This window comes from Leptospira terpstrae serovar Hualin str. LT 11-33 = ATCC 700639, from assembly GCF_000332495.1.
GTDB classification, from domain to species: domain Bacteria; phylum Spirochaetota; class Leptospiria; order Leptospirales; family Leptospiraceae; genus Leptospira_A; species Leptospira_A terpstrae.
Genome location: NZ_AOGW02000010.1, coordinates 679,258 through 697,788, shown reverse-complemented (window position 1 = coordinate 697,788; position 18,531 = coordinate 679,258). Strand labels below are relative to the sequence as shown.

Sequence of the window (18,531 nt, the reverse complement as noted above, 5' to 3'; positions counted from 1 at the left end):
ATTATACGTTATACTTTCTAATCATATGAAACCGAGCTGAGAGTGATGCTAGGAGTTTTCTTGCTCCCCACCTGGGATGGTCTTTTCTCTCTTGTAAAATTAGTTCAATGATTTTCTTTCGAGTTTGGTGTGGATGGTATTTCGGTCTTCGGCTTTTGTCTTTTAACCCATCGATCCCATATAGTTTGTATTGCTTTAAATATTTATACCCCGTCACTCTACTGATATTGAATTCATGACAAAGGTCAGTGAGAGACCACCCACCACGTTTCCAAGCGACAACAAATTTCATTCTTTCTTCAAACACGTTTGTCTCCTTCCAAGCCATGACACACTCCTGGTGTGTACATCGTGTTCTGAATCGAAGAATTAAATTCTTGTTTGTAAAGGATGTTGTGAGATCAATTTGTAAGGGATGAAACTAGTACAGACCGGTCCGCACTTGAGATAGAACAAAACACAGAAGAACAAGCACGTACGTCCTTTGAACTTTCTCAGAGTATCGCCACTATTTCAGAAGGAACCGAATACCTAAATCAGTTTGTTGGTGAGATTGACAAACTTTGTTCTGCACTTTCCGAACAAGCGAACAATCTAAAACGAGATGTTAGTTTTTTCCAGATTTAAGATTTGATTGGGGCGCCTCGCCAAGAGGCGACCGCGCTTTACGCTCCTATCTTTCCTTTCGGAAAGGATATCCGCTGCAATCGCTGGCGTGTTAATCCATAGTTGGCTTAACTACTTCCCCTTTCAGATACAAAACTGCTCTTCCCCCTATGGAAACCCTTTCTCCTAAGACTTCGATTAAAAATTCAGCACCCCTTTTTGATTTTTGTTGGCTTGTTAATTTTGTTTTTCCTAATCTCTCGGAAACAAAGGGAGCTAAACTGCAATGGGCTGAACCTGTTGCGGGATCTTCGGGAATTCCAAGACCAGGGCCAAAGAATCGAAATTCATAATCAACTTTTTCCTTATTTGTATCATTGATCCAAAGAGCAATATAACCTCTATTTGTTGGATATTCGCTTAACTTGAAAAAATTTGGTGCTAAGACTATCAAATCGGAAGAATTGGAAAATAGAAAGATGGTATCTTTTCCTTCCCAGATTTCTTTTGGTTCCTTACCTAATGCAGAAACAAGTTCCCTCGGATTTATAGATTTATTTTTTTGAAATTCTGGATAAGTCGGAAAGTTTAAATAAATTATATCTTCATTGATAAAAACAGGAAGGATTCCGGATTTTGAATGGAACTCAAAAGACTCCCTTTTTTCTCCGTAATGATTCTTTAAGATAAAGGCGGAAGCTAGTGTGGCATGTCCACAAAGATCCACTTCCACTGAAGGAGTAAACCACCGAATTTGGTATTGATTTTCTTTTTTTACAACAAAAGCAGTTTCTGAAAGGTTGTTCTCCATTGCTATGTTTTGCATCCATTCTTCACTGGGCCAATTAGATAAAACTAGAACTGCCGCTGGGTTTCCGGAAAATAGAGAGTTAGTAAAGGCATCCACGATATAAATGGTTTCATTCATAATATCATTTTAGCAGATAAAAATGAAAGAGTTAGTATACAGTTATAAAAATAGAAAGTATACAGTATTAATTATCAAATATTAATGAAAGTTACTAAGTTAAGACAGAATTTGAAATTTGAACCATGGCTAAGGATTTGGTTATTTGGAGAGGCTAATGGCAGTTCGTTTTACAATATCACAAATTAAGTTATCTAATTCTTTTGCTGACTGACGCAAATAGGAATATATTTCATTTGTAGTTTGTTCTGGCATTTCTGTGTCCAAAAGTTCAATGAGACCTAAAATGTTTGCAAGTGGGCTTCTAATCTCATGAGATTGGATTCTTGCAATTTCCTTTAGTTCATGGATTTGGTTCTTGATTTTATTGTCTGCTAATACTTTTTCTGTGATGTCTACAATGATTGCGGATACATAATTTGTATCGTTAACTACAAATCCATTCAAACTGACTTCTACAAAAATTTCAGTTCCATCTTTTTTGATCGCAGAAGTTATTTGGTTTTTACCAATTCGCATGGGCCTCGGTGCTTGAAAAAAACCTGCTAACAAACGATCATGTCCTTCTCTATGTTGCAGCGGTACAAGGAGTTCTACTGATTGTCCAATGAGTTCTTGTTTTCTGAATCCAAATGTATTTTCAGTTTCGATATTGCAGTGAACAATCATACCTTTTTGATCCACGATAAGAATGGGGTTTGGAGCGGACTCTATTAAGTTTCGAAATTTTTGTTCACTTTCCGAAAGTGCAATTTCCATTTTCTTTCGGACATCAATGTTTTTGGCACGTAGGCAAACTCCCAATAGAGTCTTTTCCTTGTTAAAAGTAGGATTCATTTTGTATTCATACCAAATGGAAAATTCATTGAGACTTGCTAGTCTTTCTATGGTGACACCCTCACCTGTAAGAGCATTTTGGAATAATTCGAAAAAAACTTCTTTATCCGTTTCTGTCACAAATTTACGGTAATCATCACCAGTTTTTATAATTTTTCCTGAGTAGGCTTTTATGGTATCTTGTAGGTTTTGATTGAATGCGAGAACCGAATAATCAAGCCCCATTAGTACAATGGCATCGGTAGAGTTATCCAAAACCATTTGAGCATAGTTGACCGATTGATTCAATAACATTGAGTATATGCTTTTATTCCCCTTTTTGGCGTAAATCAAAAAAGAGAATCAATTTTCTATTGCGATAGAATTCCATCGTATGGTGTTATGGTTAGGTGGTTCGACTTCGGTTATTTGCATTGTCACTTTCAGTAATTTTGACTCTTACTTGTATAGGTTCACTTGAAAAAGAGAATGTAAAAAATAATATCGCTCGTCACGACTATGGCTATGTAGAAACTTCGTTTCAAAATTGTAAATGGGGCGACTTAAAAATTTATCAAGGATTCCTTTTGCCTTTGACAGTTCTCTATTGCGGCTTTGTTTCGGAATCTATTGATTTTTTGGATGTGAAGGTGAATCGTTTTGAAGGGAAAGTACAAAACCCTTGAGCGAAGGGAGATTTGGTTTTGTGTTTAAATTATTTTTAAATGGAAAGGTATTTTTATGAGTTGGTCGAATCTTGCATTTTCAATGTTGGTTTGTGCTTCATTAATTACAATTAGTTGTGGTAAGCAAAAAGATATAGATAAGACGTCCGAGAGGCGAGGTGAGTCTTTTCTTAATTGTTATTTAGTGAAAATTAGAGAGTCTCCTGATAAATCAGATCAGACGATTTTTCAAGAATGTTTGATTTGTTATGCTAAAATTTGTAACTTTCCCCACTTATTATAGTAATGATTGATAGTTCATGTTTGGTCTGTTGATTGCTCCATTCAATATATCTTTTATTAGTTGATCAATCGCTTCAACACCTCCCCCTGTAGGTTCCGGTGCTTCACAGGGACGCAACGATTTGGCTCACAAAACTGTTCGATCCCAGCTTTGCTATGTTAGATGGATTCTGTTGTGATTGCTAAACTGGTGCCTAAAGGCCGGGAATCGCCCTCTCCGCTGTCAACACATCCTGTGTTGCCTGCGCTCCGAGGCACGGTTTTGTTCTCCCTTCGCCATCATGGCTACGGGACAGAAATGCTCACTCCCTATGGGTCGTTCTCATTTCTGCTCACAAAACTGTTCGATCCCAGCTTTGCTATGTTAGATGGATTCTGTTGTGATTGCTAAACTGGTGCCCCAGGAGGGAATCGAACCCCCACTGTCGGTTCCGAAGACCGATGTTCTATCCGTTGAACTACCAGGGCATGGTCATGGATGTAATGTCAGGATAGGCGGGGGCTTTCTTCGGGCAAATGATTTTTTGGAGTAGAGAGACTCATACGTATGATGTAGAGGGCGAGGAGGAGGGTCCAACCAATAAGAAAAAAACGAAGGAATAGGAAAACATAATAAATCGGTTTTGGTTCTCCTGGAACAATAAAGATGGTTAAGTCATTGGCCGTGAGGATATGGGAACCTGGGAATTTTTTCCGAATGGAATCGAAGGCTTTGCGAAAATCACCGAGTCTCTCCGAGGGATCCAAATGAAAGTCGTTTGTGTAACGTAAAGACCCTTCGTCCCCAAAGGCATAAAAATGTGACTCCCAACCAAGAAAACTGAACTCAGCAGGGAAGGAACCTGGTGGGTTCTTTATATAAAAATAGACTGTTCCTCGTTCATAAGGGAAAGAAGGGATTTGGCCCTCGAGTCTCAATTTTTCTATGCTAAACCCGTCTTCATAAAAATCAGACCAGTCACCCCATTGGTAGACAGTTCCTGTATCTTCTTTCCATAAAAACCCACCAAGGCTTGGTAGTTCTTCGAGCACTTGCGTTAAGGCAGTGAGTTTTTGATTCTTAGATTTGGTATCGTTTGTGGAGATCGATTGGGAACGGAGAATGTTTTTTAGTTGGATGCGAAGGTCTCTAATTTCCGAACTATTGGTTTCTTGGATTCTTTTTCGAATCTCTGTTTCTTCTTTGCGAAATGGATTGGAGAAAACTACTTCCGAAAGCGAATAAATAAATTCAGTCATTGGATCCAAAGATTCTGTTGAGGTTTGTGCAAAACTTCGTTCTGGACCTATCAAAGATAAGAATAAGAAGATTAAAAAATAGATTCTCATCTCTTTCTATATCGGCCAAAATGGGAAGAATGATGAACTGTCCCATCTGTGAAGCCCATAAAAATGAATCGCAATTCCTCTACCAAAACGAGGACTGGATCCTCCGAAAAGCAGGCCAAAACCTGGAAGGTTACCTTTATATGGAACACCGCAAACATCGGGAGTCTTGGTTTGGGTTAGGTATCGGTGAGTTTGAAAATTATGGACGTGCTTTCCATAAAGCCACGGAAATTTTAAAAGAATACAATCCAGAAAAAATGTACATTGTTGCGATTGCAGAAAAAGTTCCTCATTTGCATGTTCATTTGATTCCGCGTTATGAAAACCAAGAGAAGGGGCTAGATCATATTGCAAAAGCCACAGGCCCTGGTTTTCCAAAACCCATGTAAACAGAGGAATTGGAAAAAAAGAATAGGATTTTTCTAAATCTTACTTACAATCTTTGGTTGTGGTTTTAGACAGACATCCAATCAACCAAGTCCCCAAACATGCGACGAGTGACTTAAACGATTTGCAGGAACGATTCTTTCTTTTGCAGAGAGAATCGTTCAAACAAAAGATTGCTCATATCTTTCTCATAGAGGGTTTTTCTTCCACAGGAAAGGGATCTATTTTACAATCCTTGACCATTCGATTGGATCCGCGTAAGTTTAAAGTGTATTCTCCCTATGTCCACCAATCAGAAGATAGAGGATATCCCTTCCTTTGGAATTTTTGGCGTGTGGTTCCTCGTTATGGTGAGTTTTTGTTTTACCTTAATACTTACTACAGTCGACTTGCTTATCTTCGTTCCGAAAAAAAAATCAACTTATCTGAATATGACCATAGACTTCTATCGATTTTGAATACAGAAAGAATCCTTTCCAAAGATAAAATCATTGTTCATAAATTCTTTTTGCATATTTCCAAAAAAGATCAAAAGAAACGATTAGAAGATTCTAAAAAAAAGAAAAAAGAATGGGAACTTTCAGCATTTGACAAAGACCAGGGAGAACATTACAAACGTTACTTTGAAATATTTGATTCTATCTTAAGTGCTTCTCGAACCATTGACTCTCCTTGGCAAATCATCACCAGTGATAAAAAGGAAGACACCAAACTATTGGTATTCGAAGCCATTATTGAACGATTAGAAAGAATCCTTAAATACGACTCACAAAACGCACTCCAGTCGATCAATCACGGAATGGAGCTTATCCCATGAATTGGAACCATTTACAAAACAGGGTTTTACATTTAAACCAGTTAGACCAAACCAAAATTCTATCACCTGACGAATACCAGGTGAAGATGAAGGAATTAAAAAATCAAATTAGGGAACTCACTTTTATAGCAAAGGAGAAAGAAAGACCCATATTATTTGTTTTTGAAGGTTGGGATGCTGCGGGGAAGGGTGGTGCCATTCGCCGGCTGACTCAAGAAATCGACCCTAGACTTTTTGAAGTTCATAATATCTCTGCCCCCAATGCGGAAGAAATCCAACACCACTACCTATGGAGGTTTTGGAACCGCATTCCCAAAAAAGGACATATTGGAATTTTGGATCGTTCTTACTATGGTCGAGTCCTTGTCGAACGAGTAGAAGGGTTTGCCTCTGAACCAGAATGGTCAAGAGCTTACGAAGAAATTTTATTATTCGAAGAACAACTGTTGAGTTTTGGAACCATCGTCATTAAGTTTTGGCTTCATATTAGTGCCGAGGAACAATTGTTAAGGTTCGAAACAAGAAAGAACGATCCACTCAAACGTTGGAAACTCACAGAAGAAGATTGGCGTAACAGAGACAAATGGTCTCTGTATGAAGAAGCAGCAAACCAAATGTTCCAAAAAACAGATGCCCCCAAAGCTCCTTGGTTTTTGGTTCCTGCCAATGACAAATACTTTGCAAGGACTATGATTTTAGAAACAACCGTGGAACGTTTGCAAAAAGAATTGGAATGATAAGAGGTTAACGATATTGAAAATTTGAATGGGTATCAATTCATTTCTTATAAGTATAATGACACAATGCTAAATATTCAGCGGTAGAAATTTGTTTTAAAGAACCTGGAAGATCAAGATTTTGTGGATTTAGTTCCCTATCGATAGCCAGCAAATAACAAAATTGCTTTCGTTTCTCTGGATCTATTTGGTCTGTTTTTCTTCCGCAAAACGAAGAAAATACATATAGGATCAGTAAAAACAGTAATCTGAGTTTCATATTAGAATTTTTTAAAACCTTGATTGAATCTATTCATTGATTCAGGTCCCCCACTTTGATTACTTAATCTTCTCAAATCTGGGTAAGTCCCGATATCAGTTTAAAATTAAAACATCACTACCGTTTGGCGATTGTTTTTTTGTTTTGTCTACAAGCCGTGCCAATGAAAATTAGATTACTAGCCTTGTTTGTAATGATTTCCGCATTATTCCAATGTGGATTGTTCCAATCAAATAATGACTCTGCGAAGAATGGATTAATGGCAGTTTTAGGACTCTCTTCATTTATGGGAACTGGTGCCGGGGGAGATGTTCCCATCGGAGCTAGCTATATAGCTTGGGGATCAACAACATGTGCTAGTGGATGGACGACCGCTTACGTTGGCTATATGCAAATGCCATAGATTCGATCAGCACCATCGCCTACGGCACCGTCGGTAAGTTTGGCAAATTTAATTTGTTCGGCAACTACTATCAGTGGTTTGACTTCTCTACAAACAAGTTTTTACTCAAGGATATCTAGATCTAATTATGGTGCACAAGGAGAGTTATATATGTCACAATATGCTGACAATTCCCAAAACTGTGCAGTTTGCGTGAAATAATCCATTTGTATTCCTGATACAAAATTCAGTTGCTTGTTGTAATGGCATTTTCATTGATATGATTTAGTTGTATTGATTGATCTACCAATGAAATTCAAAAAAAATTAGACTTATCTAATTTTATTTTTTATGAAATCAATTTCTTAATAGAAACGCAAAGATATAGGAAGCTTTTAATAATTATTTTCAGAATTCTTAGTTTGTCTAACTTTCATTTGGCGTTGGTACATCTTCCTCTGCTGTGATCCACTTTTATCAGTGTGATTTTCTTGCTTTCTTAAAGCTTTCTCTAAACGATTATTGCACATTATAACTAGGTAATGAAAAAAAAGAAAACCGGTTTCGTCAAAACTTTTGCCTATGGTTACAAAAAAAAGAATATATTTTTCGGTTTAATTTCCTTGACAATAGTTTCCTAGGAAACTAATATTAATTATGGCAAAAAAGGAAGTTCTCGAACCAAGCCACTTAAAATCTCATATTGGATATCGTTTGCGCATTGTTTCTAATGCGGTGTCTCATTCGTTTGCTAAGAAACTGGCTACTCTTGACGTTACCGTTGCTGAGTGGGTCATCCTTCGGGAGATGTATTCCAAAAAAGAAAATACTTCGCCAAGCACTGTATCAGAAATCACAGGCCTCACTCGTGGAGCCGTGTCCAAACTCATTGATCGACTTTTACACAAAGGTCTCGTGACTCGGACAGAAGCAACCGAGGATCGCCGTTACCAAGACATTCGACTCACTGCAAAAGCAATTAGGTTAGTTCCAAAGCTTTCTCTTATTGCCGATGAAAATGACGCTGTCTTTTTTTCCCTGCTTTCTTCATCCGAGAGAGATCTTCTTATGAAGACACTCGTGAAACTAGCAGAACAACATAAACTCAATACCAACCCAATCGAATAAGGAGAAAACAATGACAAGTTTAACAAACCAACTTACAGATGCGCAAAAATTTGCGATGTCCATCCGACCGAAAGTAGGAGGTTTTCCCGTGCTTGCGGAAGTCCTTCGTAGTGCAGGCGTACATAGTAACCGCTGGTCACTGCCTGCCTGCCAAGCGGTCTACCATATGAAAGATGGTTCTGTCGTACAACAAGGAACCCCTCTCGTCACAGGCGTTTTTGAGATAGCGAACTTTGATAGGGACGCACTCATCACTGCTCTTCGAACCGACCAAGAAGGCCGAAGTACATTCCAGGAATTTCTGAAAGCAGCTTGGGAAGCGGGAGTCATCGGTTATGACGTTGATTTCACAGGCAGAAAGGTTGTTTATTACGGTGTTAACGGCGAAAGTTATTTAGAAGAATATCCAGCGGTTACGTTAAAATAACCGCCTATTTGTATGGCTTTTGTTTGATTTGGAAGGTGAAGGTTCTCTCTTCGGAATGGATGAGAACCTGAGCGTAAAATCCTAAATCCAAAGAGCGAAACTTCGACCGGAAGATGGAGGCTTCTTCATCAAATATTTCTTTGCGGCAATCTGCGACTAATTCCTTCCATTTGTTTTTGGAAACGGAATAGTAAAGAAAACCATTTGCTTGCGCGGGAATGGTTCTGTTCTCCCATTGGATGTCTTCTTTAAAACATAAAATCCCAAGTCTCGTTTGGATTCGAAACTCCGATTTCCAATGAGGGTTTGGAACTTGGATTTCTGACTTTGTATTATTTTCTATAAATAAAAAATAACCTTGGAACTGGTCATCTTCCTCTCTCGATAAACTTAAATAAGTTGGGTAACCATCTACAATCTGTTTGTCGGACTGCGTGCGATTTTGAAAACTTCCAGGATTTAAAGCGCGAAACCCAATATAGAAAATGAGTACCACTAGAACCAAATCAATGAGGAGAACAATTTGTCTCCATCTAGTTTTTTTGTTTTTGTCCCCAATCTGTTTTAGGTATTCGCGAAATTCTTCCGGAGAACGAGAGTGGTATCCTTTTCCCATTTAAACTAACTCCACAAGAGATTTTAAGATTTGATGGGCGGACGGGTAGGGTTCTTCCACTTGTTTGGAATGGTCAAGTAAACTTAGAGCCAAAGGCACTGCCTCTTCGATCGATAAGTCCAAACTAAGATACCGTGCAAGGATTCCCGAAAGTAAATCCCCCGTTCCCATAGTGGCCAGTTTCGGATTGGGTGATTCCCAAACATAAGAAAAACCATTGGGACAAACAAGAAGGCTCACAAAAGATTTTAATAGCACATACACATTGTTTTGTGGGCAATATTTGATTAGTGTATCATAGGCGGCCTGGACTGAGTGGTGGGGAATTCCTGTCATTCGATTTAGCTCTCCCACATGTGGCGTGAGGAGGATTTCGTTTCCCTTCGGGAGTGGGATGCCTTTTGTTGGGATCGCCCCAGCATCCAAAACCAAACGTAGACCTTCAGGAACTTCCCATCCGCTTAGATCATTGGGGTATTGTGTGAGGCCTGGGCCCAAAACTAGGGTTTTCGTTTTCTTTAAAAAAGGATCGTTTAAGGTTTCCGCAAGGGAACTTGTTTTTACCATTTTAGAAAGGTCTTCTTTGAACACAAGTGAGGCGATATTCATTGAGGGAGAAAAGATTTTACTAATCCCTCCACCGAGCCTTGCGAATGCTTGTTCGGAAAGTAAAATGGCTCCTTCCATTCCGTCGGAACCTCCATAAAATAGGGCAGAACCCGCACTGTATTTATGGTCTTTGTTTTTTCTTTTGATGATAGAGATGGCCGATTCGGGATCTGGTTCTAAATAATAACGATTGGAGAATGTAGCATTGTTTAGGTGGGAGTGAACAGGAAATCCAATGGATTCATAATATCTAGGGATGATAGAATCTTTTTCATAAATAAATCCTATGTTTTCCCATTTCCTTGTCCCTAATTCTTCGATAGAATCGGCAAAAACAAAACTTTGGCTCTCTTGAGTTTTTTCCCCGAGTAAATAAGGATTCCAACCACTTGCCGTATCGAGCGACAACCGGTAAAAAAATACATCCGAGTCGTTTACTGTATCAATCAGTTCCTTTAGTTCTTTCGAAAGAGAATCTTGAAATCCTGTTCCAAGGAGGGCGTCTACAAGAAGAACTGAGTCTTCCTCCGCTTCTTCCCATTCCTTATAAAAGTCTTCCATTGTTCCAATGGTACCAAGAGTTTTTGAAACTAAGGATTCGTAGAACTTTCCCGCCTCGTTTTTGTTTGGTGAGGTAGAAAAACACCGAACGTTATATCCTTCTTGGAAGAGTGTATGGGCAAGGGCATACCCATCCCCCCCATTGCCGCCACTTCCAGAAAGTATCCAGATGGATTCCGCTGTTTTCCATAAGTCTTCATTAGCATGGAAAACAGAAAGGGCAGCCATTCCCATTAAGGTTTGTTCCTGAAACCCTAATTCCTTTATTGTGAGAGAATCTAATGCTTTAGATTCTTTGTTTGTGAATAAGGGTTTGTATTTCATTTAGATCCAACGATACACTTCGAGGGCACCTGCACGAATCCGAACGGAATAAATATTATCAAAGGCATCCGTATAAGTTTCTCTCCATTGTCCTCTGGGACTAGAAAAAGGAATCCTTTTGTTATTGATATGGTTTCCTTCTTTGTCATGGACTTGCAGTCTTGCGGAGTTACCACCGTCTTCCGTTTCCCAAATATAAAACTCTCCGTTGTTACGAATGGAAAATAATATCTCCGATGGATCCTGGATTTCTTTTAAAAACTCAGATTGTTTAGAATTAAAAACAAAACGAAAGATCCTACGGAATTTAAAACGTTTGTCCTTTTTCGAATAGTAACTAAAAGACCCGAGTACATACTCTCCTTCTGGATGAGGAAGGAGTTTATCCAGAGTGATATCGTATTCTTTGGCGTCATTACTAGCAAATACATCGAGCCCTGACTCTTTCAAATTCCCTTTAAGTTCTCCTTCTTCAAAATAAGAAAGGCGCATTTCTTCTGCAATTCGGTGGTAGACAAATAACTTTTCGCCTTCTCCAGGAAGGATGAATTCAATGTAACGAAAGGGTTCGGAATTTTTTCCCGATGCCCCTAACATAAATTTCACGACTCCTTTTTGGGAGATTTGAACAAGAAAAGAGGGGAGAACTGTTGCCCCTTGGGTGGAAAAAGCACCACTATAGGTTTTGTATAAGTTTTCTTGGCCGGGGGGAAGTTCCATTCCCTTTGTCGAAATTCGATTTTGAACAATGAGGTCACCATCCTCGTTCATAGCAACAATCCCAATCCCCCCAAAGCGAAACGGGTAGTGGGGAATTCCGGAGATAGATTTGAAATCGGGGTTGCCGAGAGTGGCATCTAGCCTTCCATTTCTGTCAAAAAGTTTGATTACGGCTTGTTTATTGTCCGCCATCGCGCTAATATTGGAAGAGTTGGGAATGGTCAGTGGGACATTGGTGAGTACTTGGTTCACCACCACACCTTCAAAGGTTTCGTTGGTTTGTCCTAAGGGTATGCGAAAGAGGATTTCTTCTTTCAGATTCTCCACTCGGAAACGAAGGCAGGAAAGGGAAAGAAGTAGGGTGAGGAAAAGATAAAGGGTTCGCATGGTGCAACATCCATTCCCTAATTTTTTATTTACAGGACAACTCGCTTTTCCTAGCTTGACAGTAGACATGTTAAATTTTAGCATGAGCTGGGTCTCTTATACAGATTCCTTTTGGAATCTTTTGGAAATGGTTTGGTATATACCGAGGAAAACATCAGAGAACTTATTTTACGCGTTCTCGCTCCACCTCTAGCGCTTTTTTCGCTCCAAGTACAGAATCGGAAAAACCACGCCCTCATTGAGATTGAACTTGATCATCTCACAGACAAAACTGGCTCCGCTAGTTTGGAAGACTGTGAAAATGTTTCTAGGAGACTCAAAGAGGAGCTGGATTTATGGGGAGAGGAATTTGATTTCACTCTCCAAGTCTCCTCCGCGGGAGCAGAACGTGTTTTGCGTCTGCCGGAGGATTTAAGTCGTTTCCAAGGACTTTTAGTCAAACTAGAAGTACCGCTGGAAGCAGGAAAATGGGACAAACGATTGTATCGTTTGGGACCGGTTTCGGGGGATTCAGTTGAGCTTACGCTTTACGATCGTAAAACTCGACACAAAAAGAACCAAAAATCGGTATCTATGCCCATCGCAGAAATACGAAAGGGAAATTTGTATTTAGAAATTTAAGACTATGGCGACAAAACAAGCAACGAAAGAAACTGGGCTATTCGAAGCCATCCAACAATTCTGTCAGGACAAATCTCTTGATAGAGAACTCGTACTCGGTGTCATCCGAGACTCACTTCTCGCCGCCTATCGCAAAAAAGTCGGTTTGGAAGCAGAGACAGATGACCGTTGCCAAGTAGACTTCGGTTCCGACAACAAAAACGAAATCATCATCTCTGTCCTTCGTGACGTGGTAGAAGATAAAACAACAAACCCTCTAGAGATCTCTCTCGAAGAAGCAAGCAAATTGGATCCTGCTGCACAAGTAGGAACCCAGATGCGAGTGTTTGAAAAACCACAAGACCTTTCTCGGGTCCTTTCTAGCCAAGCCAAACAAATGGTCTTCCAACGTTTGCGCGATATGGAAAAGGAATTACTCTACCAAGAGTATAAATCCAAAGAAGGGGAACTGACTCACGGGTATTTCCAACGTTGGAAAAAAGACATCATGTCCATCGACCTGGGTAAGGTGGAAGGGATCATGTTGAAAAAGGACCAAAACCCTGGAGAAAAATACCGCCAAGGGGATCGTCTCAAAGCAATCATCTCTCGTGTGGAATTAAGACCTCGCGAACCAATGCCTGTCATCACACTCTCTCGTGCATCGGGTGACTTTGTGAAAAAACTCTTCGAGATGGAAATTCCCGAAGTTTATGATGGCATTGTGGAAATTCGCGACGTAGCGCGCATTCCATCTTACAGAACTAAGGTGGTCGTTACCACAAGTAAATCGGATGTAGATCCTGTGGGAGCTTGTGTGGGTATGAAGGGAGTTCGGATCCAAGCCATCGTAAGAGAACTTGGAAATGAAAGAATCGACATCGTCCTTCATTCTGACGAACCAAGTATTTTTATCGCCAATGCCATTTCTCCTGCCAAACCAGTGGAAGTGCATGTGGACAGAAAGAGAGGAGATGCTCTAGTCATCGTTCCTGACGAATCTCTTTCTCTTGCCATCGGAATCAACGGATCCAACGTAAAATTGGTATCCCAACTTTCCGGTTTCAAAATCGACATCAAAACTGTATCCCAATACAACCAGGAACTGGCTTCGCCGGAAGCTCGTGAAAAACTGGATCGACTCTTCAATGCCCAACAAGAAGCAATGGAAGAATCGGATGACCAATATAATGAGGGTGGGGACGAGGAAGAAGAAGATTCTGGATTCACTCCGCTTTCTGAAGTTCCTGGTCTTACCCCAAGGATCGTTGGTCTTCTCGAAGCCGGCGGGATCAAAAACGTGGAAACCCTTCTCGAGTTCAGCCAAGAGGAACTTTCGAAAATTTCCGGAATCGGGAAAACGACTGCAGAACAAATATTACGTCTGCTTCGTGAATCTATCGAATGGGTAGAAGAGGGTTAAGTTTTAAGGCATAATATGGAAGAGCAAAAATCGATTAAAGAAACCCTCCAGCAGGGAGCCAGTGGTGACAAAACCAAGAAAAAGCTTGTCATCAAGAAAAAAGCGGCGCCTGCAGATGAGAAAAAAGAATCCAGTTCTAGCCCACAAGCGGCAGAAGCGGTGAAAACCTCTTCCTCAGCTTCGGACAAGAAAAAGGATTTAAATGAACTCATTCGTGAGGAAGCCAAAAGACAGGGACTCGGTTCCGGTCCACAAGCTCCTTCCCAAGCATCACCAATTGTGTCTCGTCCGGAAAGAAAACCGGAACCACAACCTGAAAGAGAAAGACCTCCTATGGACCGCAAACCGGAATCCATCCTCTCCGGTGATACTTCTTCTCCTAACTACCGCCAAGGCGGTGGTCCTGGCCAAGGCCAAGGAGGAGGAAACCAAGGTTATTTTAGAAAAGAAGATCGTAACCCGATTGTGTCTAGGCCTACCACTCCTCGTCCCCCAAGACCGGAAGGGCAAGGAACTGGATACCAAGGAAACCGTGGCCCAGGACAGGGTGGCGGATACCAAGGAAATCGCGGACCTGGACAAGGTGGCCCTGGTGGATACCAAGGAAATCGTGGACCCGGACAAGGTGGCCCTGGTGGATACCAAGGAAATCGTGGACCTGGACAAGGTGGTCCTGGTGGATACCAAGGAAATCGTGGACCCGGACAAGGTGGTCCTGGTGGATACCAAGGAAATCGTGGACCTGGACAAGGTGGTCCTGGTGGATACCAAGGAAATCGTGGGGCAAGACCCATTGGTCAAGGTGGACCAGGTACGGGAAGACCTCCTGGAGATTCTCCTTTCGGAGCTCCCGGTGGACCGCCTGGTGCAGGCGGCCCTGGTGGTGCGAAAAAGAGAGTCTTTGATAAAGAAAAAGGCGGAAGAGAAGAAAACGAGAATACTAAGTTTTTCAAACAATCTTTCCGCAAACAAAAGGCTCAGGCTGCAGCTCTTGCCGCTGTCCCAAAAGAAATCTCCATTTTGGAAAACATCCAAGTGGGAGAGATCGCTAAAAAACTGAATTTAAAACCAGGGGAAGTCATCAGTAAACTCATGAAAATGGGGATGATGGTAACCATCAATAATGTGATCGATGCAGAAACGGCATCTATCCTTGCAGACGATTACGGTTGTAAGGTGAAGATTGTTTCCCTTTATGACGAAACCGTCATTGAAGAAGAAAAGGATGCACCAGAAGATTATATCACTCGTCCTCCAGTAGTGACTATCATGGGTCACGTAGACCATGGTAAAACGAAACTTTTGGATACCATTCGTTCGTCTCGAGTGGCGGAAGGAGAGTCAGGTGGAATCACTCAGCACATTGGTGCCTACCAAGTAGAAACCAACCGTGGAAGGGTAGCTTTCCTTGATACTCCTGGTCACGAAGCCTTTACTTCCATGAGAGCACGTGGTGCCTCGGTGACTGACATTGTTGTACTTGTGGTTGCTGCCGATGACGGGGTAATGCCTCAAACCATTGAAGCGATCAACCACGCCAAAGAAGCAGAAGTGCCAATCATTGTGGCGGTAAACAAAATTGATTTGCCAGCCGCTAACCCAGAGAAGGTGAGACAAGAACTATCCAACTACGGATTACAACCAGAGGAATGGGGTGGAACTACCATCTTCTGTGATATCTCCGCTAAAAATAATATTGGAATTGATAAACTTCTCGAGATGCTACTCATCCAAGCAGAACTTCTCGATCACAAATCCAATCCAAAACGAAAAGCAAAAGGAACCATCGTCGAAGCAAAACTCGATCCAGGTCGTGGTGCTGTGGCAACGGTTCTTATCCAAAACGGAACACTCCGTGTGGGTGATGCCTTTGTTGCCGGAGTACACGCAGGTCGTGTGCGAGCGATGTATGACGATCTTGGTCGTTCGATCAAAGAAGCAGGTCCTTCCTTTCCAGCTCTCGTAACGGGACTCGATGGAGTTCCTGATGCAGGAGCTCCGTTTGATGTGGTGATCGATGACAAAGAAGCACGCACCATTTCTCATAGCCGTCAAGAGTATGAAAGACTAGGCCAATCGAAAAATGCGGCCACTCGTGTCACTCTCGACAACATGAGCGAGATCATCAAACAAGGTGCTCTGAAAGAACTCAAAGTCATCATCAAAGCGGACGTTCGCGGATCTACGGAAGCGGTGAAAGAAGCCCTAGAAAAACTATCTACGGCAGATGTTCGTTTGAACGTAATTCATGCTGGAACGGGTGCGATCGTTGATTCTGATATCATCTTGGCATCAGCATCCAATGCGATTGTAATTGGTTTCCATACTCGTGCGAATCCAAAAACAGTTTCACTCGCTGAAAAAGAAAAAGTAGAAATCAAATACTACAGTATCATTTACGATGTAGTAAACGAAGTAAAAGCATCCATGGAAGGAATGCTTGAACCAGAAAAAGTAGAAAACGTAATCGGAAAGGTAGAAATCCGAGACGTATTCAAAATTTCCAAAGTGGGTAACATTGCAGGTTGTATGGTGAAATCCGGTAAGGTCACCAAACAGGCGCACGTTCGAGTGATCTCGAGCGAAACAGGGGAAATCACTTGGGAAGGTAAGATCAAAAACCTCAAACGTATGAAAGACGATGTGGCAGATGTTCTGACCGGGTTTGAGTGCGGGATCTTACTTGATGGATTCAATGACTTTGTTGTGGGTGATGAGATCGAAGCTTACGAGATCCGAGAGATTGCTCGTAAACTGTAAGGCGGCTTAAATGAATCCTATTCGAATGAAAAAACTCGAATCGGAGATCATTCGCCTCATCTCCACCGCAATTTTAGAAGGCAAGGTAAAGGACCCTCGGGTCTTTTTGCCAAGTTTTCATCGAATTGAGATCAGTGAAGATCTCAAGTATGCAAAGGTTTACTTCACTGCTCTTTGTAATAACAACGAAAGAAAAAAACTCACACAAGGACTTGTCTCTTGTGCGGGTTTTCTCTCTTCCCTTGTCGGAAAGAACCTCCACCTTCATACCAATCCCAAGTTTAGTTTTGTCTGGGACAATAACTACATCAAAAGTTTGGAAGTGAATCGCCTGATCGATGAATCCGCTCCTAAAACTTTGTTTGAAGAACTCCATCCGTCTGAAAACGAAGAAGATGAGGATACTGAAGAAGAAACAGAGGATGAAAATGTTAACGAATCAGAAGATGATTCAAAAACAAATTCAGATTCAAAAACAACTTAGTATTCTTTCTTATTACTTTCCTTAAGTCAGAGATTTTATGGCTCATAAACCTTACCAATCCGGATTCTTATTTGTCTACAAACCTCCGGGCATTACGAGTTCCGATTTGGTTCTCAAAACCAAACGTTTGTTAAAACAAAAGTCTGTCGGCCACACCGGAACTCTCGACCGGTTTGCCGAAGGACTACTGATTTTACCTTGCGGCGACTATACTGCCTTCTCCCAAGTATTTCTTGGAAAAGACAAAACCTATTATGCGGAAGTGGTTGTGGGGCTGCGAACCGATTCCGGGGATCCCGAAGGAGTTGTGGAAGTGGAGGAAAGGGAAACTATCCAATCCGTTTGGGAATCCACATTTCCCACGGAACGATTGGAACGGGAACTTTCAGAACTCACGAAGCTAAAGATCCAAAAAGCCCCGAAAATATCTGCCCTCAAAGTGGGAGGAAAACGCCAATCGGATCTAGTGCGGGAAGGGGCCCTTGTGGAAGAAAAGGAAAGATCCATTTCTATCTACAAAGTGGCCGACATCCAAAAAACAAGTTCTGGTTTTTCCTTTCGAATCCATGTGAGCTCCGGAACATACATCCGTAAAATTGTTTTGGATTTGTCAGACCAGTGGGGAATCCCGCTTTCTCTTGGACGATTGGTACGAGAATCCATTGGAGAATTCCACTTGGACGGGGTAAAACCCTTAGAAGAAATTACCTACCTGGACTTACGAACCTGGAAGGAAGTGTTCCCACTTCCCGTGCGGATTGCCGATGAGGCAGAAAAAAAGGCCGTGGTCCACGGGGGGTACATTTGGGACAAACTCCCAAAGGCCGATGAAAATGGGTTTTATATTGTAGACTCAGATGAATCTACAATCCTTGCCTGGTGTACTTACGATGGGAAACCGGACCACATTCCCTACCGTTACAGAAAAGTATTTTTTGACCCTTCCTTAAAAATTATGTTTTCTAAATGAGTCCTTCTTAAAATCTGGACACTGTTATGATCACAAAAGAACAAAAACAGCAGATCATTGCTACTTTCGGTAGCAAACCAAACGACTCAGGTTCTGCAGAAGTACAAATCGCTCTTCTCGACTCTCGTATCAAAGACCTTACTGAACACTTCAAAGCGAACAAGAAGGACTTTCACTCTCGCCGCGGATTAATCGCTATGGTGAACCAGAGAAAGAGTTTGTTGGAATACCTAAAACGTTCCAACCTAGAAAGTTATAAAAAGCTGATTGAAAAACTCGGCCTTAGGAAATAA

Annotated in this window: 19 protein-coding genes and 1 tRNA gene; 12 read left to right on the top strand and 8 right to left on the bottom strand. The window is 41.2% G+C overall.

The window, feature by feature from the left end; genetic code table 11:
• Position 1: 1 nt before the first annotated feature.
• From LEP1GSC203_RS19995 to LEP1GSC203_RS11725, 5 genes are all read right to left on the bottom strand, one after another.
• Positions 2-328, bottom strand: a complete 327-nt coding sequence (locus LEP1GSC203_RS19995; protein ID WP_002974289.1) for a helix-turn-helix domain-containing protein — start codon at positions 326-328, stop codon at positions 2-4.
• Positions 329-718: 390 nt separating this feature from the next.
• Positions 719-1,534 (bottom strand): PhzF family phenazine biosynthesis protein, encoded by an 816-nt coding sequence (locus LEP1GSC203_RS11745; protein ID WP_002974158.1) that lies wholly within the window; start codon positions 1,532-1,534, stop codon positions 719-721.
• A gap of 141 nt (positions 1,535-1,675) precedes the next feature.
• Positions 1,676-2,665 carry a PAS domain S-box protein gene (locus LEP1GSC203_RS11740; protein ID WP_039937805.1) on the bottom strand — a complete coding sequence of 330 codons (990 nt, stop codon included), beginning with the start codon at positions 2,663-2,665 and terminating at the stop codon, positions 1,676-1,678.
• A 1,046-nt stretch (positions 2,666-3,711) separates the two neighbouring features.
• Positions 3,712-3,786, bottom strand: a tRNA-Arg gene (locus tag LEP1GSC203_RS11730).
• Positions 3,787-3,804: 18 nt separating this feature from the next.
• A complete protein-coding gene (locus LEP1GSC203_RS11725; protein WP_039937802.1) occupies positions 3,805-4,647 on the bottom strand; it encodes a hypothetical protein in 843 nt (280 codons plus the stop codon).
• A gap of 32 nt (positions 4,648-4,679) precedes the next feature.
• Between LEP1GSC203_RS11725 and LEP1GSC203_RS11720 the strand changes: the two genes are divergently transcribed.
• The 6 genes from LEP1GSC203_RS11720 (at position 4,680) to LEP1GSC203_RS11690 (ending at position 8,784) form a co-directional block, all read left to right on the top strand.
• Positions 4,680-5,036: an HIT family protein gene (locus LEP1GSC203_RS11720; RefSeq protein ID WP_002973898.1), complete on the top strand. Its 357-nt coding sequence runs from the start codon at positions 4,680-4,682 to the stop codon at positions 5,034-5,036.
• Between the two features lie 53 nt (positions 5,037-5,089).
• Positions 5,090-5,851: a polyphosphate kinase 2 family protein gene (locus LEP1GSC203_RS11715; RefSeq protein ID WP_002974058.1), complete on the top strand. Its 762-nt coding sequence runs from the start codon at positions 5,090-5,092 to the stop codon at positions 5,849-5,851.
• A complete protein-coding gene (locus tag LEP1GSC203_RS11710) occupies positions 5,848-6,588 on the top strand; it encodes a polyphosphate kinase 2 (protein WP_002973565.1) in 741 nt (246 codons plus the stop codon). The genes LEP1GSC203_RS11715 and LEP1GSC203_RS11710 overlap by 4 nt, the downstream gene beginning before the upstream one ends.
• Before the next feature lie 422 nt (positions 6,589-7,010).
• Positions 7,011-7,250, top strand: a complete 240-nt coding sequence (locus tag LEP1GSC203_RS11700; RefSeq protein ID WP_039937799.1) for a hypothetical protein — start codon at positions 7,011-7,013, stop codon at positions 7,248-7,250.
• A gap of 636 nt (positions 7,251-7,886) precedes the next feature.
• On the top strand, positions 7,887-8,357 hold the full coding sequence (locus tag LEP1GSC203_RS11695; protein ID WP_002973864.1) for a MarR family winged helix-turn-helix transcriptional regulator: 471 nt from the start codon (positions 7,887-7,889) through the stop codon (positions 8,355-8,357).
• Between the two features lie 10 nt (positions 8,358-8,367).
• On the top strand, positions 8,368-8,784 hold the full coding sequence (locus tag LEP1GSC203_RS11690; RefSeq protein WP_002974308.1) for a DUF1398 domain-containing protein: 417 nt from the start codon (positions 8,368-8,370) through the stop codon (positions 8,782-8,784).
• Positions 8,785-8,788: 4 nt separating this feature from the next.
• On the opposite strand, the gene LEP1GSC203_RS11685 is transcribed toward LEP1GSC203_RS11690, so the two are convergent.
• The 3 genes from LEP1GSC203_RS11685 to LEP1GSC203_RS11675 are packed head-to-tail and all read right to left on the bottom strand — an operon-like array spanning position 8,789 to position 12,001.
• Positions 8,789-9,400, bottom strand: a complete 612-nt coding sequence (locus LEP1GSC203_RS11685) for a hypothetical protein (RefSeq protein ID WP_002973987.1) — start codon at positions 9,398-9,400, stop codon at positions 8,789-8,791.
• Positions 9,401-10,894, bottom strand: coding sequence for a bifunctional ADP-dependent NAD(P)H-hydrate dehydratase/NAD(P)H-hydrate epimerase (locus LEP1GSC203_RS11680; protein ID WP_002973595.1), 1,494 nt, complete (start codon positions 10,892-10,894; stop codon positions 9,401-9,403). It lies immediately after the preceding gene.
• Positions 10,895-12,001 carry an LIC_12708 family protein gene (locus LEP1GSC203_RS11675; RefSeq protein ID WP_002974457.1) on the bottom strand — a complete coding sequence of 369 codons (1,107 nt, stop codon included), beginning with the start codon at positions 11,999-12,001 and terminating at the stop codon, positions 10,895-10,897.
• Between the two features lie 132 nt (positions 12,002-12,133).
• Here LEP1GSC203_RS11675 and rimP point away from each other — a divergent pair, with 132 nt between their 5' ends.
• The 6 genes from rimP to rpsO are packed head-to-tail and all read left to right on the top strand — an operon-like array spanning position 12,134 to position 18,531.
• Positions 12,134-12,622 (top strand): ribosome maturation factor RimP, encoded by a 489-nt coding sequence (gene rimP, locus LEP1GSC203_RS11670; RefSeq protein ID WP_232225873.1) that lies wholly within the window; start codon positions 12,134-12,136, stop codon positions 12,620-12,622.
• A gap of 4 nt (positions 12,623-12,626) precedes the next feature.
• The gene (gene nusA, locus LEP1GSC203_RS11665) at positions 12,627-14,024 is read left to right on the top strand and encodes a transcription termination factor NusA (RefSeq protein WP_002974503.1); all 1,398 of its coding nucleotides are present in this window, start codon (positions 12,627-12,629) and stop codon (positions 14,022-14,024) included.
• Between the two features lie 15 nt (positions 14,025-14,039).
• Complete coding sequence (gene infB / locus LEP1GSC203_RS11660; RefSeq protein WP_002974147.1) at positions 14,040-16,784, top strand: translation initiation factor IF-2; 2,745 nt, start codon at positions 14,040-14,042, stop codon at positions 16,782-16,784.
• 10 nt (positions 16,785-16,794) lie between these two features.
• Entirely contained in the window at positions 16,795-17,268 is a 474-nt protein-coding gene (gene rbfA, locus LEP1GSC203_RS11655; protein WP_002974253.1) for a 30S ribosome-binding factor RbfA, read from the top strand.
• Between the two features lie 37 nt (positions 17,269-17,305).
• A complete protein-coding gene (gene truB / locus LEP1GSC203_RS11650) occupies positions 17,306-18,238 on the top strand; it encodes a tRNA pseudouridine(55) synthase TruB (protein WP_002973844.1) in 933 nt (310 codons plus the stop codon).
• Between the two features lie 26 nt (positions 18,239-18,264).
• Positions 18,265-18,531, top strand: a complete 267-nt coding sequence (gene rpsO, locus LEP1GSC203_RS11645; RefSeq protein ID WP_002973902.1) for a 30S ribosomal protein S15 — start codon at positions 18,265-18,267, stop codon at positions 18,529-18,531.

Bases quoted from the DNA above. Each gene is read 5' to 3' on its own strand.
- LEP1GSC203_RS19995 (WP_002974289.1), bottom strand. From the start codon at position 328: ATGGCTTGGAAGGAGACAAACGTGTTTGAAGAAAGAATGAAATTTGTT.
- LEP1GSC203_RS11745 (WP_002974158.1), bottom strand. From the start codon at position 1,534: ATGAATGAAACCATTTATATCGTGGATGCCTTTACTAACTCTCTATTT.
- LEP1GSC203_RS11740 (WP_039937805.1), bottom strand. From the start codon at position 2,665: ATGTTATTGAATCAATCGGTCAACTATGCTCAAATGGTTTTGGATAAC.
- LEP1GSC203_RS11725 (WP_039937802.1), bottom strand. From the start codon at position 4,647: ATGAGAATCTATTTTTTAATCTTCTTATTCTTATCTTTGATAGGTCCA.
- LEP1GSC203_RS11720 (WP_002973898.1), top strand. From the start codon at position 4,680: ATGAACTGTCCCATCTGTGAAGCCCATAAAAATGAATCGCAATTCCTC.
- LEP1GSC203_RS11710 (WP_002973565.1), top strand. From the start codon at position 5,848: ATGAATTGGAACCATTTACAAAACAGGGTTTTACATTTAAACCAGTTA.
- LEP1GSC203_RS11700 (WP_039937799.1), top strand. From the start codon at position 7,011: ATGAAAATTAGATTACTAGCCTTGTTTGTAATGATTTCCGCATTATTC.
- LEP1GSC203_RS11695 (WP_002973864.1), top strand. From the start codon at position 7,887: ATGGCAAAAAAGGAAGTTCTCGAACCAAGCCACTTAAAATCTCATATT.
- LEP1GSC203_RS11690 (WP_002974308.1), top strand. From the start codon at position 8,368: ATGACAAGTTTAACAAACCAACTTACAGATGCGCAAAAATTTGCGATG.
- LEP1GSC203_RS11685 (WP_002973987.1), bottom strand. From the start codon at position 9,400: ATGGGAAAAGGATACCACTCTCGTTCTCCGGAAGAATTTCGCGAATAC.
- LEP1GSC203_RS11680 (WP_002973595.1), bottom strand. From the start codon at position 10,894: ATGAAATACAAACCCTTATTCACAAACAAAGAATCTAAAGCATTAGAT.
- LEP1GSC203_RS11675 (WP_002974457.1), bottom strand. From the start codon at position 12,001: ATGCGAACCCTTTATCTTTTCCTCACCCTACTTCTTTCCCTTTCCTGC.
- nusA (WP_002974503.1), top strand. From the start codon at position 12,627: ATGGCGACAAAACAAGCAACGAAAGAAACTGGGCTATTCGAAGCCATC.
- infB (WP_002974147.1), top strand. From the start codon at position 14,040: ATGGAAGAGCAAAAATCGATTAAAGAAACCCTCCAGCAGGGAGCCAGT.
- rbfA (WP_002974253.1), top strand. From the start codon at position 16,795: ATGAATCCTATTCGAATGAAAAAACTCGAATCGGAGATCATTCGCCTC.
- truB (WP_002973844.1), top strand. From the start codon at position 17,306: ATGGCTCATAAACCTTACCAATCCGGATTCTTATTTGTCTACAAACCT.
- rpsO (WP_002973902.1), top strand. From the start codon at position 18,265: ATGATCACAAAAGAACAAAAACAGCAGATCATTGCTACTTTCGGTAGC.